Here is an 18,226-nt window from a genome sequence, read left to right as displayed (position 1 = left end):
TAAAGGACTTCCCTTTAGGTTCAACCTATATATCTTGCATATAAACGTTTTGCTACATTTATATCATTCGTCCCATGAATAAACGCCCTACCATCTGTAAATAAAACGAAACGAAATTCCTCTACTAGAAAAGATACTAAATACGGAGTAGCCTTTACATCCACACTTCTTTGTAAGCGCTTTTTAATTTCTTCTAAATTAAATTCATTCCGCACACCTGGACGGATTTGTACTGTATTTCGTCCACATAACACTTCTGTTTTCGTTTGTGCTTCAAATGTTAAACTCGGATATGTACGTAATCTTCCGCAAGATAAACACGTTTCTTTTTTCTGCCTATTCACTTTAAATGCCATCTGTTGATTATTCCAGAGATCAAACGATAACATCGTTTCGCGAAGTGCCCCATAGTCTTCTACTAATATTTTCAGCGCTTCCGTTATTTGATGCGCAACTACTAATTGTACTGCCGGCTGTATAATACCAGCCGTATCACATGTTGCTCCGCTCGCCGGATGCTCCATTAAACAGCGGAAACACGGTGTTTTTCCTGGTAAAATTGTATACGTTACTCCGTAGCTCCCAACGCAACCACCATATATCCACGGAATATTATACTTTTGTGAAATATCATTAATAAGAAGACGCGTTTCAAAATTATCTGTCGCATCTAATATTAAATCTACACCCTTCACTAGCTCTTCCATTTCTTGCACTGTTACATCCGTCACAACCGGATTTATTTCCACCTCAGAATTAATCGCTTTTAAATGCTCTGCCGCTGCTACCGCCTTCGGTTTATACTGCGTTGCGTCTTCTTCTGTATATAATTGTTGCCTTTGTAAATTACTCCACTCTACATAATCACGATCCGCAATTGTTATTTTTCCAACACCTGCTCTAACAATCGCTTCTGCATTTGCTGCGCCAAGAGCTCCCGCACCAATAATAAGCACATGCTTTTCTCTAATTTTTCTCTGTCCTTCTTCTCCAACACCAGAAAATAATATTTGCCTTGAATATCGCTCCTGCATACGATAGCCTCCTTTCTTATCCTCCTATATAAGACATTTCAATTTTCGGACGATTTTTTGCACTTTCTTCCGTCCGTTCATCCGAATACCTATCTTTTCTATTCATCCATACATCTTGTATAACGCTTACTAACTCCTCATCCGAAAGATTTCCTCTAAGAAGTTCCCTTAGGTCGAGTCCCTCTGTCGCAAATAAGCAAGTATAAAACTTTCCATCTGCTGAAATTCTCGCTCTCGTACAAGAGGAACAAAAGGACTCAGAAACAGAAGTAATAAAACCGACTTCAGTATTTGTTCCAACGTAACGATATCGCTTCGCAACTTCACCAAAATAATGTGCTTCAACTGGCTCAAGCGGATACACGCGATGAATCATCTCAATTAACTCTCGTTTCGTAACGACTTGATAAAAGTTCCATCCATTTGTACTACCAACATCCATAAACTCAATAAACCTAAGCGAGATTCCTTGCTCTTTAAAATACGCAGCCATTGGAAGTACTTGATGATCATTCATCCCTTTTTTCACAACCATATTTACCTTTACATCAAGCCCGGCCTCTTTTGCAGCCATAATTCCCTTTATAACAGGTTTCGTATTAATATTCCGGCCATTAATAGCCTTAAATACATCATCATCTATTGCATCCAAACTAACATTTACTCTATGTAATCCAGCTTCTTTTAATACTTTTGCTTGCTTCGTTAAATGAATTGCATTGGTCGTTAACCCTATATCTAATAGCCCGTCAATTTTCATGAGACGTGCAATAAGTTTTGTTAAATCTTTACGAAGTAGTGGCTCGCCACCAGTAAGTCTAATTTTTCGTACACCGATACTAACAAATAATCTTGCCAATCGCTCAATTTCATCAAACGTCAGTAAAAACTCATCTTTCAAAAAAGCATAATCTGGCCCAAACACTTCCGCTGGCATACAATATGTACATCTAAAATTGCAACGATCAATGACAGATATACGTAAATCTTGAAGCGGGCGTCCAAAAAAATCTGTAACCATCTCCTGCATCGCCACCCTCCCTTTCTGCCAAATTTCTCTCTTTTCATTCTATTATAATATATTTTCGAACTGCGATGTTTTTGCTCTAACAAATAAAAAGCCTTGAAGCATAAAAGTTTCAAGGCTCTCCTCTTATCAACTTAAGCGAATAATTGTCAATACAGCCCCCGGTGTAGTCGTTGACAATGTCGCAATAGCAATTAAACCAAATAGCTGCAAACTTATAGTCGCTCCTGCTGGAATACTTGCAATAACCGTAGCGCTAAACGCAGTTGTAGCTACTGCTGGTGAATTAACAGTTCCAGACAAAGCAGCTCCATTAACAATTATTTGCGAACTTACTAATAGCGAAGCAGTTATATTAATTGTATATGAAATATAGTAATTGCCTGCATTTGCAACTGTAAATACCGTATTAGCACCATTTACAGTAATTCCTGGTCCAATATTTTGGTTATTTGGTAAAGGAACATTCGTCCCACCTAAAACAACCGATATTGCTGTTCCCGATGTATTATTAGCAAAAGCATACGTAGCCGTTGTACTAACTCCAGTCGTTCCAGTACTTCCCGTGGCTCCGGTACTTCCCGTGGCTCCGGTTACTCCCGTGGCTCCCGTACTTCCTGTCGGGCCGGTGCTTCCCGTTGACCCTGTATTTCCTGTTGCTCCGGTACTTCCCGTGGCTCCGGTTACTCCCGTTGATCCTGTGCTTCCTGTTGGGCCCGTATTTCCGGTGACTCTGGTACTTCCTGTTGCTCCCGTACTTCCCGTTGATCCCGTACTTCCCGTTGATCCCGTACTTCCCGTTGATCCCGTACTTCCCGTTGATCCCGTACTTCCTGTTGGGCCTGTGCTTCCCGTTGATCCTGTTACTCCCGTTGATCCTGTGCTTCCTGTTGGACCCGTATTTCCGGTGACTCCGGTACTTCCTGTTACTCCCGTGCTTCCCGTTGGACCAGTGTCTCCTGTTGGTCCTGTATTTCCCGTTGATCCTGTACTTCCCGTTGATCCTGTACTTCCCGTTGATCCTGTACTTCCCGTTGGGCCCGTATCTCCCGTTGCTCCCGTACTTCCGGTTGGACCCGTATCTCCCGTTGCCCCTGTATTTCCTGTCGCTCCCGTACTTCCCGTGGCTCCGGTTACTCCCGTGGCTCCGGTGCTTCCTGTTGGGCCCGTATTTCCGGTGACTCCGGTACTTCCTGTTACTCCCGTGCTTCCCGTTGGACCAGTGTCTCCTGTTGGTCCGGTACTTCCCGTTGGGCCCGTATCTCCCGTTGCTCCCGTACTTCCTGTCGGGCCGGTGCTTCCCGTTGCCCCTGTATTTCCTGTCGCTCCCGTACTTCCCGTTACTCCTGTATTTCCTGTTGGGCCTGTTACTCCCGTTGCTCCCGTACTTCCGGTCGGGCCTGCGCTTCCCGTAGCTCCTGTTACTCCCGTTGGTCCTGTACTTCCGGTCGGGCCCGTATCTCCCGTTGATCCGGTACTTCCCGTTGGACCAGTGTCTCCTGTTGGTCCGGTACTTCCGGTTGGACCCGTATCTCCCGTTGAACCCGTGCTTCCTGTCGGGCCCGTATCTCCTGTTGGGCCGGTGCTTCCCGTTGATCCTGTTACTCCCGTTGATCCTGTGCTTCCGGTCGGGCCCGTATTTCCGGTTACTCCTGTTACCCCGGTATTTCCTGTTGCTCCCGTACTTCCCGTTGGACCAGTGTTCCCGGTTGCTCCTGTACTTCCGGTCGGGCCCGTATCTCCTGTCACTCCGGTACTTCCTGTTTCCCCGGTACTTCCGGTTGGTCCCGTACTTCCCGTTACTCCTGTGCCTCCTGTCGGGCCCGTATCTCCTGTCGCTCCCGTACTTCCGGTTGGACCCGTACTCCCTGTTGCTCCCGTACTTCCTGTCGAGCCCGTATCTCCCGTGGCTCCCGTATTTCCTGTTGGGCCTGTTACTCCCGTTGATCCCGTGCTTCCAGTCGGACCAGTGTTCCCGGTTGGTCCTGTACTTCCCGTTGGTCCTGTACTTCCCGTTACTCCTGTGCTTCCTGTTGCTCCTGTACTTCCCGTTGGACCCGTATCTCCCGTTGCTCCCGTGTTTCCTGTTGGGCCTGTGCTTCCCGTTGATCCTGTCGTCCCTGTCATTCCAGTTGGCACTGGAGGAAAAGTAGGACCAACAAGATCTGGTGATAACTTAAAATTAGAATGTATCGACCTTTTTATTTTTAAATTTTCATCATTTCCTTCCACTACTCCCACCACCTTCAACAGCAAAATACAATTACAAAATATGCTTCACATAAAGTGAAACTTTAATCACCCTCACCAATCGAACTTTAATAGGCAGCCCGACCCCCACCTAACTTCTTTGCTTCCGCTGAATTTTGAGTGGGAATCTTACTGCCCATTAAAGTGGGATAAAAAATCACCTTCTATTTGAATTGTATTTTCCAAAGAGGTTTCCAATACTATTTTTCAAACAATTACTCTGCTTTTCATGCTACATAAGCTCTTCTTACAAATAAAAAACTCCCCTATGATTTTAGGGGAGTCCAGCAACTGAATCCATATTATCTGTATTAGGGACAGCTTGTGCTATACCCGATGCATTTACACTTTGCCCCATATTTGTTCCTGTTACAGTACCAGCAGGGGTGCCTCTTGTATATGTTGTCGTCACCGAATCACCCGGCTGTAAACAAAGCTTCGTTTCCGTCCCTATTACTGTAACAACGTCAATCCAAGTGCATCCCATTGAACCACTATAGGATTTCGAAGCAGTAAATGACGTATCACTCAAATTATCACCCGTAAATATATTCCCAGTGTTATTCACAATAACAAACTCTTTTATATGTGCTGGCATACTAACACTCTACCTTTCCTTTATTAACCCAATGTACGTGTACTCGTTGATAATGGTGGAAGAAATACTGATGTTCGAATCACCTCTGGTGGCTGCCTTTTTCCATTTAAAAAAATAGCCGCACTTGATCCTCCAGCACCCGCATAAGCTTTCGATACAGCAAAAGGCGCGATATTATAACAGTCGCCAACATTAACGGCTCCTGTATTGTTAATAATTTTTACTTTACGCATATTAATCCCCATTTACCTATCCCCCTTTTGTACACTGTATGCAAAAGAAAAAAACTTGAAACAGACTCGTTTCAAGTTTTTTAAACTACTTATTTCGTTTCTCCTTCATATTGAAGCATGCCGCCTACCATGTTCACTGTTTTAAATCCTTGCTCATTTAAATAATGGCATACATTTTCACTGCGCATTCCCGAACGACAAATAAAGATATATTCATTCTCTTTATCAAAGAAATCTACTTTATTTGGGATATCGCCCATTTTAATATGTACAGCTTCTGGAATTTTTCCTGCCGCTACTTCTTCATCTTCCCTTACGTCTACTAAAAATAACGTTTCTCCTTTTTCTAAACGCTCTTGCACCTCTTCTGTAGTAATTGTTTTAACTTCTGTCATATGTTGTTCCTCCTTATATAAAATAAAACCTTTATTTTCTTTTTTAACGAACATTCTCTATCAATTTTAGCACGCGAAAGAAAGAACGCAAAGAATCGAAAAACTATTTCTCAATTTTCTCGCAAAACTTATTCTTTACAAACATAACCCTTGCATTGTATCCTCAATATACTTGTTTTATGAAAGGAGCCAATGAAAATGACACTTTTCCTTTTCATTATGGGCATCATTTTCTTAATCGCTGCAATTATTGCACTTAGTATGAAAAATAATAGAAAGATAAAATCACCACAAGAAATGTCATTCTTATTTCTATTGCTTAGTATCGCATTCTTCGGTATAGCAATTGCCACATATATTTTTCGCCTACAAATCATGTAAAAAAAGGTGCCTACTACATACATTGCACCTTTTTCACATCATTTATTTTCTACACAAAACTAGACACTTTCCGATTTAAAAATTCATAAACTTTCTTTTCAAATAAATGAATATCAAATGCTCCCGCCATATGTCCATTTATACTTTCTATCTCATACACTTCCGCATACTTCCCTTGTTTTTGCAACATGTCTACCATTTTGTAATTATAACGTGACGGCTGAAGCAAATCTTGTTTACACGGAATCATAAGTACATTTGCTTCTATATTAGACAGTGCCTCTTCTAAAGACGAAAATCCATGCGCAATATCATGTAATAAAACTGCTTTCGCGGTATACATCCATGAATTTGCATCAACTAAAGCTATACTTCTATTTGTCACTTTGTTAATTTCTTTCTCAAATGATGTTAATGCAGAAAATGTTTCATAAGGCTCTTTCTCTATACTATTACGAGGAAATGTCGTTTCGTAAAAATGCTCATCAAACGCGTTCATAAACATCATTCTATTTGCTAAATGAAGCCCCTTCATTGGCTGCTCTTCTCCATATTTTCCGCCCTTCCAACTTGGATCCAGCTCGATAGCCTCAATTGCATTTTGCGCTACATTTACCGACGTAATAATTGGATTTTGCGGGTTCGTAATAACACCAATCATCCGCTCTACCATATGAGGATAATGAACAGCCCATTGCTGCGCAATCATCCCGCCAGCTGACGGCCCCATTACAGCATGTAGCCTTGCGATTCCCATATCTTTTATTAACTCATATTGCATACGAGCTACATCAAGAAATGTAAAAACCGGAAAATCCATCGCATATTCATCTCCAGTTTTTGGATTAATCGATTTCGGTCCCGTTGTAATTACATACGGGTTCTTCACCTGCACATTACAAAGATTATCAGTGCATATAACAAAGTATTTATTTGTATCAATTGCTTTTCCCGGTCCAATTAACCCGTCCCACCAGCCAGACTCCTCATCATGCGCTGTATATTTTCCTGCTGCGTGACTAGTTGCACTAAAATAATGACAAACCAAAATCGCATTTGACCTTTCTCTATTTAAAGTACCATAAGTCTCATACCCCATTTGAACAGGAATTGTCCTACCATTTTCAAATGTAAACTCCTTTAAAATAAATTTCTCCTTTTTTACAATTTGCACAGACTCGCCCTCTTCTCGTCATAGTATGTACTGCTTACTAAAGGATTTTTTCTATGCAAACCAATCTCCTCCTTCTTTTCATAAATAAATGAATAATATACAAAATTAGCCACAAAATAGCACTATATTACAAAATTAAAGAGGGCATACATATGATTTGGAATTGGCTACGTAAGAAAAAAAAATCAAATACAACAGAGAAAAACGAAACAGATAACTCGGAGCAACACGCTAACAATCAAGAGGGTGATAACAAAAAACTGAATAGAAGTATGAAGCATAATAAAGATAACAATGGCGAGCAAAAAAAAGAGGGACATAAGGAGTCTTCTCAAGGTCCGCAACAACATACTAAGCAAAATGAATCCAATCAGGATCAACAACAACGCTCTAAGCAAGATCATTCGGATCAAGAGAAACAGCAACACTCTGAACAAGATGACCGTGATCAAAATAAACAACAACACGCTAAGCAAAACGACTCAAATCAGGATAAACAGCAAAGTTCTAAACAAGACGCATCTTCTCAAGATCAACAGCAAGATTCTAAACAAGATGACTCGAATCAAGATAAACAACAAAACTCTAAACAAGACAACTCAACTCAGGGTAAACAGCAAGATTCTAAACAAAACTACTCAGATCAAGATAAACAACAAAACTCTAAACAAGACAACTCAACTCAGGGTAAACAGCAAGATTCTAAACAAGACTACTCAGATCAAGATAAACAACAAAACTCTAAACAAGACAACTCTGATCAGGATAAACAACAAAGCTCTAAACAAGACAACTCCGATCAAGGTAAACAGCAAAATTCTAAAGGTAATAGTATTTATGATTTTTCGAAACCAGAAAAAGATCGTATTCATTCTCTACAAGATTTAATAGAGAAACTCAAAAAGTCTAGTGATTTCGTTAATTATCACACATCTGACGATGAAACGATGCCTTATTGGATTTCTTACTATCGTCCTTCTCTTGATGGTGAGAAATTGCAAAAGTATTTAATGCCTACTCTTTTAGAACGACCTAATGCTTCACTAGAAGAGCTGAAAGAGCATATTCCGATGAGCGGCATTACAATTACGAACGATTTACAAAAAATTGAGGACATGGTGTTAAAGGGGCATGCGATCGTTCAAGTAAATCAACAAGATCAAAAATGTATGCTCGCAAATATTGCAATTGATAATTATCGTGCACCAACTCCTCCTTTAAACGAATCGACTGTTATTGGTCCGCAAGAAGGTTTTGTAGAGGATATTGATACAAATATTAATTTAGTTCGAAAACGTCTTCCTGTTTTGGATTTACAAACAAAAGAGATGATTGTTGGTGAGTTTTCCAAAACAAAAGTTGTCATGATGTATTTAGACAACCTTGCTGAAAAAGATAATGTTGATTTTCTAGAAGAGTCATTACGCGCTCTTGAATATGATCAAATTAATGATAGTGCTTATATACAAGAATTAATGGGTGAAAAATCGATTTTTCCTCTCTATATCAATACAGAACGCACTGATAGAGTTACAAAAGCACTAATCGATGGGAAAATCGCTATTTTTGTTGATGGTTCTCCAAGTGTTTTACTAACACCTGTATCCTATTTCGATTTTTTCATTTCACCAGAAGACTACAACGTCTCTTGGCTATACGCTACATTTTCAAGAATTTTACGACTTATCGCCGTTCTATTCTCAATATGCGCTACACCGTTATACGTTGCAATTTTAAATTATCATTATGAACTCATTCCGAGTGATTTACTTGAAACTTTAATTTTATCAAGAGCACAAGTACCATTCCCACCTTTAATTGAAGCACTCTTTTTAGAACTAGCAATCGACTTACTGAGAGAAGCTGGCGCGAGGTTACCGATGAAAGTTGGTCAAACGCTTGGGATTGTAGGCGGTATCGTAATCGGACAAGCATCTGTACAAGCTGGTTTAACGAGTAATATTTTATTAATTATCGTTGCTTTATCAGCACTCGCTTCCTTTATTACACCTATTTATAAAATGGGTAATGCGGTTCGATTACTACGTTTCCCGTTTCTCATATTTGCAGAAATAGGTGGTCTCTTCGGGATTTCTCTTGGATTTATCTTTTTATTTACCCATCTATTTAGACTTACTTCTTTACGCAAGCCGTACGCTTTGTTCTACCCAACAAGACAACAATCTGTTAAAGATTCTTGGATTCGTTTCCCTTTAACAATGATTGATACACGTGATGTACAAGCAAGACCACAACATGTAAAAAAAGCAGCAAAAGGCATTTCAACAAAACATAGATCAGACTTTGATGATTAAGAAATGAGGTGCATTCGATGAGTAAAGTTCAAGAAAAATATCAAATATCTCCTATCTTCGTTTTCTTCTTAATTCACGGTGCACAGTTCGGTGCTGGCGTTCTCGGTTTCACTCGAATCACCGCAAAGGCCGCTGGTTACGACGGATGGATGGGCGTTGTAATCACAGGGCTCTGTATCCATCTTCTTATATGGATGATGTATTTTTTATTAAAAGAAACAAATGGAAATTTAATTGATTTACAAAGGCAAACGTTTGGAAAGTGGATAGGGAATGTCTTTAATATCATCTTTGCAGCTTATTTTTTAATCGTCAGTATTTCGGTTATTCGAACGTATGTTGAAATTATTCAAGTATGGATGTTTCCTACTGCTTCCACCTTTATGTTAACACTCTTTTTGTGCTTAGTTAGCTATTACATTATCTCTTCTGGATTTCGTGTAATTACCGGTATTTGCGTCATCTCTGTTGGTGGTACATTAGGATATTTATTTCTAAGCTTATTCGTTTTGAAATATTCACATTGGGATAATTTACTCCCTATATTCACCCATTCTTTTTCAGACATTTTAAAAACCGCTCAAGTGTCAATCTACAGTATGACCGGTTTTGAGATTTACCTCATGGTGTATCCATTTGTGAAAAAGCCTATGCAATCTCATAAATACGCTCAGCTCGGAGCACTATTTTCAAATCTTCTATATGTATTTAGCACCCTTTTAGCCTTTGCATTTTTTAGTGAAAAACAATTGTTAAAAACGATATGGCCGCAACTTTCTATGACTCAAGTCATTCAATTACAGTTTATAGAAAGACTCGAATATATTGCAATTTCAGGCTATGCACTCGTTATTATTTCAAGTTTTATCCTCCCCTTATGGGCGTCAATGAGAGCAACTCACGAAATATTCCACGTAAAGCAAAGAGGTGTTTTAATCGCTTTTATCTTTATCACGCTCATTGTTTCGCAACTTTTAACAAACAGACACGATATTAATAACTTTATTAGTAATGCATCGAAGGTTAGTTTTTGGCTCATTTATGTATACATCCCAATTCTATTTATTATTGTGTGGGTGAAAAGAAAATGGAAAAAATCAAAAGCACAAGTAAATTAATACTTATTTCTTGTATAACACTCTTCAGTCTAACTGGGTGTTTACAAAAAAATATTATCGATGATGTACAACTTATTCAAGGAACAGTATTTGATGTTGCAAAAGATAAAAAAGTAAAAGTGACATTCGTTTGTCCCATTCAGAAAAAAGGAAATAAAGTTCAAGTTTTTGAAGGCACCGCAAATGCGGTAAAACAAGTAAAAGCAGACACATCGTTAGAGTCTTCTCAACCGTTTGCTAGTGGGCAAATGCGTGTCGCTCTATATACGATAAAACTTGCCAAAACAGGAATGTCTACTTCATTCGATACATTACTTCGAGATGTAAACATAGGGAACGCTTTATATGTTGGTTTATTAGAGGGGAATGGTACTGAACTTTTAAAAGGCAAATATTCGACTTCATACAACGTTGCAATTTATATAAAAAAGTTGTTAGAACATAATATGGAGACCGGTCCTTTACCAACAGATAATCTGCATGTAGGAGCATTCCGTTATTATCAAGAAGGGCAAGACTACTATATTCCCATTCTAAAGAAGCATGGTGATAAAATAAAAATCAACGGAATTGGTCTTTTTAAAAAGGATAAATATATCGGGAAAATCGCAGAAAAAGATATGTTCATCTTTAAAGGACTATTAGAGAAACATAAATTAGATTCACATGAATTCAAAACGGATTCCGCGTACGTAATGATTAATAATATTCGTTCTGTTCCAACTTACGATATAAAAATTAAAAACGGGAAGCCTTCTTTCTTCATTCACGTTCATCTTGATGCACGTATTCAAGAACTATCGAAGCAAATTAACTTAGAAAATAACAAGAACACAAAAAACATTGAAAAAAACATCCAAAAACAATTAGATAAACAAGCTGCTAAATTAATTAAGCAGTTTAAATCTTTAGGCGTTGATCCTCTCGGGCTAGGAGCTAAATATAAGCAACATTATCGCCCATTCAAATTAGAAAAATGGAGACAGCTGTACAAAGATGTCCCTGTCACTGTAAAATACACCGTAAATATTACAAATTCTGGTGTAATTGAATGAGAAATGATTGAACTCCTCTCTCCAGCATGATACAACGGAAAGAGGAGTTTTTATTTTAGATAGAGAGAGAAGATATTTATGGGGGAGCTTATGTCTAAAAAATTAGTAAAGCCTATTTTAAATGGTATTTTATTTCTCGGCGTCTTTTTATTTGCTCATACATATTTAAAAAATGTTTCCTTCACACGTTATTTACTTGTCGTTATACCAATGTTACTCGTTGGTATATTTGGCATCGATCTTATTTTATCCATTTTAATTAAGAAAGAAGAATAACAGGCGAGCATCTTATTTTCTATAAGATGTTCTTTTCATTTCATAATCACCTTATGTTACAATGAGATTCGGCACTAAGCGAGAAAGGATGAAACAACATGACAAACGAAAAAGGTCTAGATAAAGGGTACGAACTTGTTGCGAAAATGCATGAAGTATTCGGACATCCTGTGACAAATACTCCAACAAAATTAACAGAAGAACGCGCAAAAATCCGTGCGAGTTTTATGCAAGAAGAGCTAGAAGAATTTCTAGAAGCAACGACTGTTGAAGATCAATACGATGCACTGATTGACCTTATTTACTTTGCATTCGGCACGTTTGCCGAAATGGGCGTACGTCCTGATAAAGGATTCGAAATTGTAAATAATGCAAACATGGCAAAACTATTCCCTGATGGGAAACCAAGATTCCGCGAAGGCGACGGCAAAATTCTAAAACCTGAAGGCTGGCAAGCACCAGAGCCACAACTTCGTGCTGAAATCGAACGTCAACGCCAAGAAGCTGAAAAAAACTGCTAGGATTTCCTAGCAGTTTTTTATTATGTCTTTTTTTCTGCAATTCATTAATGACCCACGTGTCCAGCATGCCCTGCTGCTCCACCAATGCTAGCTGCTCCTGCCGCTGCCCCTGCTCCTCCTGCCCCAATTCCACCACCTGTCCAAGGAGAAGATTGTTGTTGTTGATACTGTTGATACTGTTGATATTGTTGGTGTTGTTGACCTTGATGACCATGTTGGCCATGATGACCGCGCTGACCTTGATGGTGATGCTGGCCATGGTGACCGTGTTGGCCTTGGTGGTGATGCTGGCCATGGTGACCGTGTTGGCCTTGGTGGTGATGATGACCATGGTGACCGTGTTGGCCTTGGTGATGACCATGGTGACCGTGTTGGTGGCCTTGATGTGTTTGATAAAGAACAGCTTGCGGATGAATGTGGTGTTGACCGTGGTGATGTACTTGTTGTTGGTGATGATGTACATGGTGGCCGTGTTGGCCTTGGTGATGACCATGATGACCGTGCTGACCTTGGTGATGGTGATGTACATGATGACCATGAACAGCTTGCGGATAACCACCTACTCCGCCTGCCACAACACCTACTCCCGGTACCGGAAATCCTGTTTGTACCCCTCCAACGAAAGATGGGAATGTAGTTGGTACCCCTACTGGAATTCCTGTCTGTACGCCAGCTACTGATGTTGGAAAGCCTCCTGTTACTGTAGGCATTCCAGCCCCTGATGTCGAAAAGCCCCCCATTAATGTAGGCATTCCAGTTTGCATACCAGCTACCGATGTCGGAAAACCTCCTGCTCCTCCGCCCATCCAGCTCGGAATACCACCGTATCCTTGTTGGCCAGCTCCTCCCATTAACATCATTTGTTCATAACTATCCGAACCACCTCCGAAAAAACCATGTGGTGCATTATTGTCCATCCCTTTCATTCCTTTCACCTCTTCTACTCAATTTAGCCTACCTTTTTTATCATATTTCCTATAGAAAAATAGGTGTTTGTCTGTATGGGAATTCCGCTCCTTTTTCTTCATTCATGGTAAAATTAATTAACTGAATATTTTTTCTAGGGGGTATTTCCATTGAAGAACGTAACAAAAGCTTCTATCGATGATTTAGATTCAATCGTACATATAGATATTGATGTAATCGGAAATGATAGTAGACGAAATTATATTAAGCACTCTATTGATGAGGGACGATGCGTCATCGTAAAAGAAGATAATTCTATTTCCGGTTTTCTAACATACGATACAAATTTCTTTGATTGTACTTTCCTCTCATTAATCATCGTTTCGCCAACAAAAAGAAGGCGAGGCTATGCAAGCTCGTTACTCTCATATATGCTAAGTCATTCTCCTACTCAAAAAATATTTTCTTCAACGAACGAATCAAATGAAAGTATGCAAAAAGTTTTTAATGCGAACGGTTTTATACGTAGTGGAATAGTTGAAAACTTAGATGAAGGGGATCCTGAAATTATTTTCTACACAAAAAAGCTCAGAGCATAAGCGCTCTGAGCTTTTCTTTCATACATTAGTTTGCAACAACGTTAACAAGTTTTCCAGGAACTACAATTACTTTACGAACTGTTTTCCCTTCAATTTGGTCCTTAATTGCTTCAAGTGCAAGTTGTTCCATTTCTTCTTTTGATGCGTCTTTACTCATTGTTAGTTTTGCGCGAACTTTACCCATAACTTGAACAACGATTTCAACTTCATCTTCTACAAGTTTAGACTCATCAAATGTTGGCCAGCTTGCATATGTGATTGTTTCATTGTATCCAAGTTTGCTCCATAGCTCTTCCCCGATGTGAGGTGCAACTGGTGCAATCATTTTTACGAAACCTTCTACATATTCTTTCGGAAGTGTTTCAGCTTTGTATGCATCGTTGATGAATACCATCATTTGAGAAATCGCTGTGTTGAAGCGAAGCTCTGCATAGTCTTCTGTTACTTTCTTCACTGTTTGGTGGTAAGCTTTTTCAAGCTCTTTATTTGGTGCATCAGTAATTTTCTCACTTAATTCACCGTTATCTTGAACGAATAGACGCCATACGCGGTCTAGGAAACGACGAGCTCCGTCAAGACCATTTTCAGACCAAGCGATTGAAGCATCTAATGGTCCCATGAACATTTCGTATAGACGAAGTGTATCTGCACCGTGGCTTGCTACGATATCATCAGGGTTTACAACGTTACCTTTTGATTTACTCATTTTCTCGTTGTTTTCACCTAGAATCATACCTTGGTTGAATAATTGTTGGAACGGCTCTTTCGTTGGAACTACACCGATATCGTATAATACTTTATGCCAGAAACGAGCATATAGTAAGTGAAGTACAGCGTGCTCTGCTCCGCCGATATAAATATCAACTGGAAGCCATTGTTTTACTTTTTCAGGATCTACAAGTGCTTCGCTATTGTTTGGATCGATGTAGCGTAGGTAGTACCAGCAGCTACCAGCCCATTGTGGCATTGTGTTCGTTTCACGACGACCTTTTTTACCAGTCTCAGGATCAACAACATTTACCCACTCGTCAATGTTAGCAAGTGGTGATTCACCTGTACCTGAAGGACGGATGTTGTCTGTTTTCGGAAGAACTAATGGTAATTCTTCTTCTTTTACAGCTGTCATTGTGCCATCTTCCCAGTGAATAACTGGAATTGGCTCACCCCAGTAACGTTGACGGCTGAATAACCAGTCACGTAGACGGTATGTTACTTTTTGATTTCCTGCGCTCGTTACTTCAAGCCATTCAATCATTTTTGCGATTGCTTCTTCTTTATTTAAACCATCAAGGAATGCTGAGTTTACGTGTTCACCATCACCTGTGTATGCTTCTTTCGTAATGTCTCCGCCTTTTACAACTTCCTTCATCGGAAGATTGAACGTTGATGCGAATTCATAGTCACGCTCATCATGAGCTGGAACTGCCATTACAGCACCTGTTCCGTAAGTTGCAAGAACGTAATCAGCGATCCAGATTGGTAATTTCTCACCATTTACTGGGTTAACTGCGTAAGCACCAGTGAATACACCAGTTTTCTCTTTCGCAAGTTCTGTACGCTCTAAATCACTCTTCATTTTTACTGAATTAATGTAAGCTTCTACAGCTTCTTTTTGTTCAGCAGTTGTAATATCAGCAACAAGTGCATGTTCCGGAGCAAGTACACAGTAGCTTGCACCGAATAGTGTATCAGGACGCGTTGTGAAAACTGTGAACTTCTCGTCTGTACCATCGATATTGAAGTGTACTTCGGCACCTTCAGAACGACCGATCCAGTTACGTTGCATATCTTTTAAGCTTTCTGGCCAATCAAGCTCATCTAGATCTTCTAATAGACGATCTCCGTAAGCTGTAATTTTTAACATCCACTGTCTCATCGGACGACGCTCAACTGGATGTCCACCGCGCTCACTCTTACCGTCAATGATTTCTTCGTTTGCAAGTACTGTACCAAGTGCTGGGCACCAGTTTACAGGTACTTCATCAACGTAAGCTAAGCCTTTTTCAAATAGTTTTAGGAAGATCCATTGTGTCCACTTGTAGTAGTTTGGATCTGTTGTATTTACTTCACGGTCCCAATCGTAAGAGAAACCTAATGATTTAATTTGGTTACGGAATGTATTAATATTATGCTCTGTAAATTCAGCTGGGCTGTTTCCAGTATCAAGTGCATATTGCTCTGCTGGAAGACCGAATGCATCCCATCCCATTGGATGAAGAACGTTATATCCTTGCATACGCTTCATACGAGATAAAATATCTGTTGCTGTATAACCTTCTGGATGTCCTACGTGTAAGCCTGCACCTGATGGATATGGGAACATATCTAGTGCATAAAATTTTGGTTTTTCTGTCTCATCTGGCGTACGGAATGTTTTATTCTCTTCCCAGTACCCTTGCCACTTCTTCTCAATTTCTTGATGATTAAAGCTCATGAGATACCCTCCTTGAAATTCTATTTATTTTCACCGCCCAAAATACAAAAAACCTCTCATCCCTAGAAAGGGACGAGAGGTTATAGATTCCCGCGGTACCACCCTAAATTAATGTACAAATATACATTCGCTTAGATCCGTAACGTGGATTAACGGCAATTGCTACTATTAGTTTCACAACTGCAACTCAAAGGCGAGTTCATAACGAAACGTGGATTGACTTGCACCGACCGTCAACTCTCTAAACCAGCTTCTATTACTACTACTCCTTCTCACTGTTATTACACATATGAGTTAATTTGAACTACCCTCCACTCAGTATCTCTAAAGAGCTTACTTAAAGCGGGGCTTCTCGGTTAATCGTTACTTTTAATAACTAACGAATTCGTCTTAAGACAGCCGAGCTATCTCCCTTGTTCTAAAGGTTGTTTTATTTAAATATATTCTAAAACATGTGAACATGTTCCGTCAAACTAAACTGCAATTTTTTCTTCAACTGTTTCTTCTACTTTTACTCGTTTATCATAAATACTCGTTGCGATAAGCGCTACTACAAGCATTACCATGATTGCTATAAACAATACTTCCATATTGTATAAATCCACAATTGCTCCGCCAACGACCGGCCCGAACATTTTCCCTACAGTCGCCGCACTATTTACAACACCTTGATAAAATCCTAACTTATCTTTTGGCGCAAGTATATTTGCAATCGTTGGAACTGCTGGCCATACGAATAACTCACCTATTGTTAATGTTACCATCGCAACGAGGAACATCGTAAATTGCTGCGCTTGACTTAAAATAATGAATGAAGCCGCAAAAATGATGATTCCGATCATAATTTGTTGTTTTAAAGAACGCTTCATCCAGCGAATTAGCATACTAACTAGCGGCTGCGCACAAACGATCATCGCTCCGTTTATCGTCCATAATAAACTATAGTGACGAAGGCTAATGTTTAATTCTTGCATATGTGTTGCAATCGCTCCTTGCCACTGTACGTATGTAACCCAGCATAAAGCATATGCTACACATACGATAAGAAGTGCTTTGAATCCAGGTGTAAGCGACCAACCTTTTTTCGTTTCCACTTCTTTTTGTACTCCTAGCTCTTTCTTGTCTTCCATACCACGGAATCCAATAAAAGCAATTAAGAAGAAAACAAAGTATAAAATAAAGTTCGCTAAGAAAATATAATCAAAACGATACGATGCAACTAATCCACCACACGCTGTCCCAATCGCAATACCAACGTTTTGTCCAACATACATCGCATTAAATGCTCGTCTTCCGCCCTCTGGCCAAACCGTACCAACCATCGCATACATCGATGGGAAGACCATTCCAGAACCAAAACCGATTAACGCTAGCCACACAACGTATAAAGGCCAACCGTGGAAGAACACAAGACCTAAAATCGATACGAGTGTAATGACAATCCCTACTAAAGTTGATTTATAACCGCCCCATTTATCAAATAAAACACCGCCGAGCAAGTTTCCGATTACACCAGTAAGCGAGTTGATCATTAGTACCATTCCGGCCACAGATAAAGATTTTCCTAGGTGATCATGCAAATAAATTGTATTAAAAGGCCATAAAAAAGAAGCACCTGTGACATTAATAATCATCCCAGCTACTAATAGCCATACTTTCCTTGGCATAGTCTCCCCTCCTATTCTATTTTTTCGTTCATCTATAACAGTAAAATTGTAGTCGTTTTTAAATAGGAAGGCAACTGATTAATAGTTGATGAAATTCAGATAATGGTTTGTCGGTAAATGAAATTATATTGATTGCTGTTTGAAAATATATCGGCGATTATTAAGATATATCGACGATTCTCGAAATATATCAGCGATTATTAAAATATATCGACTTACCGACAAAAAACGACAACAGCAACA

Annotated in this window: 17 protein-coding genes and 1 other annotated feature; of the genes, 7 read left to right on the top strand and 10 right to left on the bottom strand. The window is 39.5% G+C overall.

Annotation, left to right across the window (positions count from 1 at the left end):
• Positions 1-20: 20 nt before the first annotated feature.
• From PDQ68_RS11485 to PDQ68_RS11460, 6 genes are all read right to left on the bottom strand, one after another.
• The gene (locus PDQ68_RS11485) at positions 21-1,034 is read right to left on the bottom strand and encodes a molybdopterin-synthase adenylyltransferase MoeB (protein WP_016718705.1); all 1,014 of its coding nucleotides are present in this window, start codon (positions 1,032-1,034) and stop codon (positions 21-23) included.
• Positions 1,035-1,050: 16 nt separating this feature from the next.
• Positions 1,051-2,064 (bottom strand): GTP 3',8-cyclase MoaA, encoded by a 1,014-nt coding sequence (gene moaA / locus PDQ68_RS11480; RefSeq protein WP_061183142.1) that lies wholly within the window; start codon positions 2,062-2,064, stop codon positions 1,051-1,053.
• Between the two features lie 126 nt (positions 2,065-2,190).
• Positions 2,191-4,293 carry a BclA C-terminal domain-containing protein gene (locus tag PDQ68_RS11475; RefSeq protein WP_270786712.1) on the bottom strand — a complete coding sequence of 701 codons (2,103 nt, stop codon included), beginning with the start codon at positions 4,291-4,293 and terminating at the stop codon, positions 2,191-2,193.
• 292 nt (positions 4,294-4,585) lie between these two features.
• Positions 4,586-4,909, bottom strand: coding sequence for a hypothetical protein (locus tag PDQ68_RS11470; protein WP_001110853.1), 324 nt, complete (start codon positions 4,907-4,909; stop codon positions 4,586-4,588).
• Positions 4,910-4,932: 23 nt separating this feature from the next.
• Positions 4,933-5,154 carry a spore germination protein gene (locus tag PDQ68_RS11465; protein ID WP_000512597.1) on the bottom strand — a complete coding sequence of 74 codons (222 nt, stop codon included), beginning with the start codon at positions 5,152-5,154 and terminating at the stop codon, positions 4,933-4,935.
• A 77-nt stretch (positions 5,155-5,231) separates the two neighbouring features.
• The gene (locus PDQ68_RS11460) at positions 5,232-5,537 is read right to left on the bottom strand and encodes a rhodanese-like domain-containing protein (RefSeq protein ID WP_000141203.1); all 306 of its coding nucleotides are present in this window, start codon (positions 5,535-5,537) and stop codon (positions 5,232-5,234) included.
• A 198-nt stretch (positions 5,538-5,735) separates the two neighbouring features.
• Between PDQ68_RS11460 and PDQ68_RS11455 the strand changes: the two genes are divergently transcribed.
• Complete coding sequence (locus PDQ68_RS11455; protein WP_000171883.1) at positions 5,736-5,918, top strand: hypothetical protein; 183 nt, start codon at positions 5,736-5,738, stop codon at positions 5,916-5,918.
• A gap of 49 nt (positions 5,919-5,967) precedes the next feature.
• Here the strand turns inward: PDQ68_RS11455 and PDQ68_RS11450 are convergent, their stop codons facing one another.
• The gene (locus PDQ68_RS11450; RefSeq protein WP_016718707.1) at positions 5,968-7,092 is read right to left on the bottom strand and encodes a homoserine O-acetyltransferase family protein; all 1,125 of its coding nucleotides are present in this window, start codon (positions 7,090-7,092) and stop codon (positions 5,968-5,970) included.
• Positions 7,093-7,244: 152 nt separating this feature from the next.
• Between PDQ68_RS11450 and PDQ68_RS11445 the strand changes: the two genes are divergently transcribed.
• The 5 genes from PDQ68_RS11445 (at position 7,245) to PDQ68_RS11425 (ending at position 12,377) form a co-directional block, all read left to right on the top strand.
• Complete coding sequence (locus PDQ68_RS11445; RefSeq protein WP_080444117.1) at positions 7,245-9,407, top strand: spore germination protein; 2,163 nt, start codon at positions 7,245-7,247, stop codon at positions 9,405-9,407.
• A 17-nt stretch (positions 9,408-9,424) separates the two neighbouring features.
• Entirely contained in the window at positions 9,425-10,525 is a 1,101-nt protein-coding gene (locus tag PDQ68_RS11440) for a spore germination protein (protein ID WP_270786709.1), read from the top strand.
• Complete coding sequence (gene gerHC, locus PDQ68_RS11435; RefSeq protein WP_016718709.1) at positions 10,495-11,580, top strand: spore germination protein GerHC; 1,086 nt, start codon at positions 10,495-10,497, stop codon at positions 11,578-11,580. Before PDQ68_RS11440 ends, gerHC begins: the two co-directional genes overlap by 31 nt.
• Positions 11,581-11,670: 90 nt before the next feature.
• On the top strand, positions 11,671-11,856 hold the full coding sequence (locus PDQ68_RS11430) for a hypothetical protein (RefSeq protein ID WP_000038779.1): 186 nt from the start codon (positions 11,671-11,673) through the stop codon (positions 11,854-11,856).
• A 98-nt stretch (positions 11,857-11,954) separates the two neighbouring features.
• Positions 11,955-12,377, top strand: a complete 423-nt coding sequence (locus PDQ68_RS11425) for a pyrophosphohydrolase domain-containing protein (protein ID WP_000180554.1) — start codon at positions 11,955-11,957, stop codon at positions 12,375-12,377.
• A 44-nt stretch (positions 12,378-12,421) separates the two neighbouring features.
• Here PDQ68_RS11425 and PDQ68_RS11420 read toward each other — a convergent pair whose 3' ends face one another.
• A complete protein-coding gene (locus PDQ68_RS11420) occupies positions 12,422-13,303 on the bottom strand; it encodes a hypothetical protein (RefSeq protein WP_270786707.1) in 882 nt (293 codons plus the stop codon).
• Between the two features lie 150 nt (positions 13,304-13,453).
• Between PDQ68_RS11420 and PDQ68_RS11415 the strand changes: the two genes are divergently transcribed.
• Entirely contained in the window at positions 13,454-13,882 is a 429-nt protein-coding gene (locus tag PDQ68_RS11415) for a GNAT family N-acetyltransferase (protein WP_000800320.1), read from the top strand.
• 25 nt (positions 13,883-13,907) lie between these two features.
• On the opposite strand, the gene leuS is transcribed toward PDQ68_RS11415, so the two are convergent.
• Both leuS and PDQ68_RS11405 read right to left on the bottom strand, forming a co-directional pair.
• Complete coding sequence (gene leuS, locus PDQ68_RS11410) at positions 13,908-16,316, bottom strand: leucine--tRNA ligase (RefSeq protein WP_000009457.1); 2,409 nt, start codon at positions 16,314-16,316, stop codon at positions 13,908-13,910.
• A 65-nt stretch (positions 16,317-16,381) separates the two neighbouring features.
• Positions 16,382-16,601 (bottom strand) — a binding site (T-box leader).
• A gap of 188 nt (positions 16,602-16,789) precedes the next feature.
• The gene (locus tag PDQ68_RS11405) at positions 16,790-17,983 is read right to left on the bottom strand and encodes an MDR family MFS transporter (protein ID WP_061183137.1); all 1,194 of its coding nucleotides are present in this window, start codon (positions 17,981-17,983) and stop codon (positions 16,790-16,792) included.
• Positions 17,984-18,226: the final 243 nt, after the last annotated feature.

This window comes from Bacillus cereus group sp. Bc010, assembly GCF_027716745.1.
Taxonomy (GTDB): Bacteria; Bacillota; Bacilli; order Bacillales; family Bacillaceae_G; genus Bacillus_A; species Bacillus_A pacificus.
Note: the sequence above shows the minus strand (reverse complement) of the source record. Positions and strands in the feature narration are given on the sequence as shown.

What these genes read in the sequence shown, in the direction of transcription:
- PDQ68_RS11485 (WP_016718705.1), bottom strand. Translation starts at nt 1,034, where the DNA reads ATGCAGGAGCGATATTCAAGGCAAATATTATTTTCTGGTGTTGGAGAA.
- moaA (WP_061183142.1), bottom strand. Translation starts at nt 2,064, where the DNA reads ATGCAGGAGATGGTTACAGATTTTTTTGGACGCCCGCTTCAAGATTTA.
- PDQ68_RS11470 (WP_001110853.1), bottom strand. Translation starts at nt 4,909, where the DNA reads ATGCCAGCACATATAAAAGAGTTTGTTATTGTGAATAACACTGGGAAT.
- PDQ68_RS11465 (WP_000512597.1), bottom strand. Translation starts at nt 5,154, where the DNA reads ATGGGGATTAATATGCGTAAAGTAAAAATTATTAACAATACAGGAGCC.
- PDQ68_RS11460 (WP_000141203.1), bottom strand. Translation starts at nt 5,537, where the DNA reads ATGACAGAAGTTAAAACAATTACTACAGAAGAGGTGCAAGAGCGTTTA.
- PDQ68_RS11455 (WP_000171883.1), top strand. Translation starts at nt 5,736, where the DNA reads ATGACACTTTTCCTTTTCATTATGGGCATCATTTTCTTAATCGCTGCA.
- PDQ68_RS11445 (WP_080444117.1), top strand. Translation starts at nt 7,245, where the DNA reads ATGATTTGGAATTGGCTACGTAAGAAAAAAAAATCAAATACAACAGAG.
- PDQ68_RS11440 (WP_270786709.1), top strand. Translation starts at nt 9,425, where the DNA reads ATGAGTAAAGTTCAAGAAAAATATCAAATATCTCCTATCTTCGTTTTC.
- gerHC (WP_016718709.1), top strand. Translation starts at nt 10,495, where the DNA reads ATGGAAAAAATCAAAAGCACAAGTAAATTAATACTTATTTCTTGTATA.
- PDQ68_RS11430 (WP_000038779.1), top strand. Translation starts at nt 11,671, where the DNA reads ATGTCTAAAAAATTAGTAAAGCCTATTTTAAATGGTATTTTATTTCTC.
- PDQ68_RS11425 (WP_000180554.1), top strand. Translation starts at nt 11,955, where the DNA reads ATGACAAACGAAAAAGGTCTAGATAAAGGGTACGAACTTGTTGCGAAA.
- PDQ68_RS11420 (WP_270786707.1), bottom strand. Translation starts at nt 13,303, where the DNA reads ATGAAAGGGATGGACAATAATGCACCACATGGTTTTTTCGGAGGTGGT.
- leuS (WP_000009457.1), bottom strand. Translation starts at nt 16,316, where the DNA reads ATGAGCTTTAATCATCAAGAAATTGAGAAGAAGTGGCAAGGGTACTGG.
- PDQ68_RS11405 (WP_061183137.1), bottom strand. Translation starts at nt 17,983, where the DNA reads ATGCCAAGGAAAGTATGGCTATTAGTAGCTGGGATGATTATTAATGTC.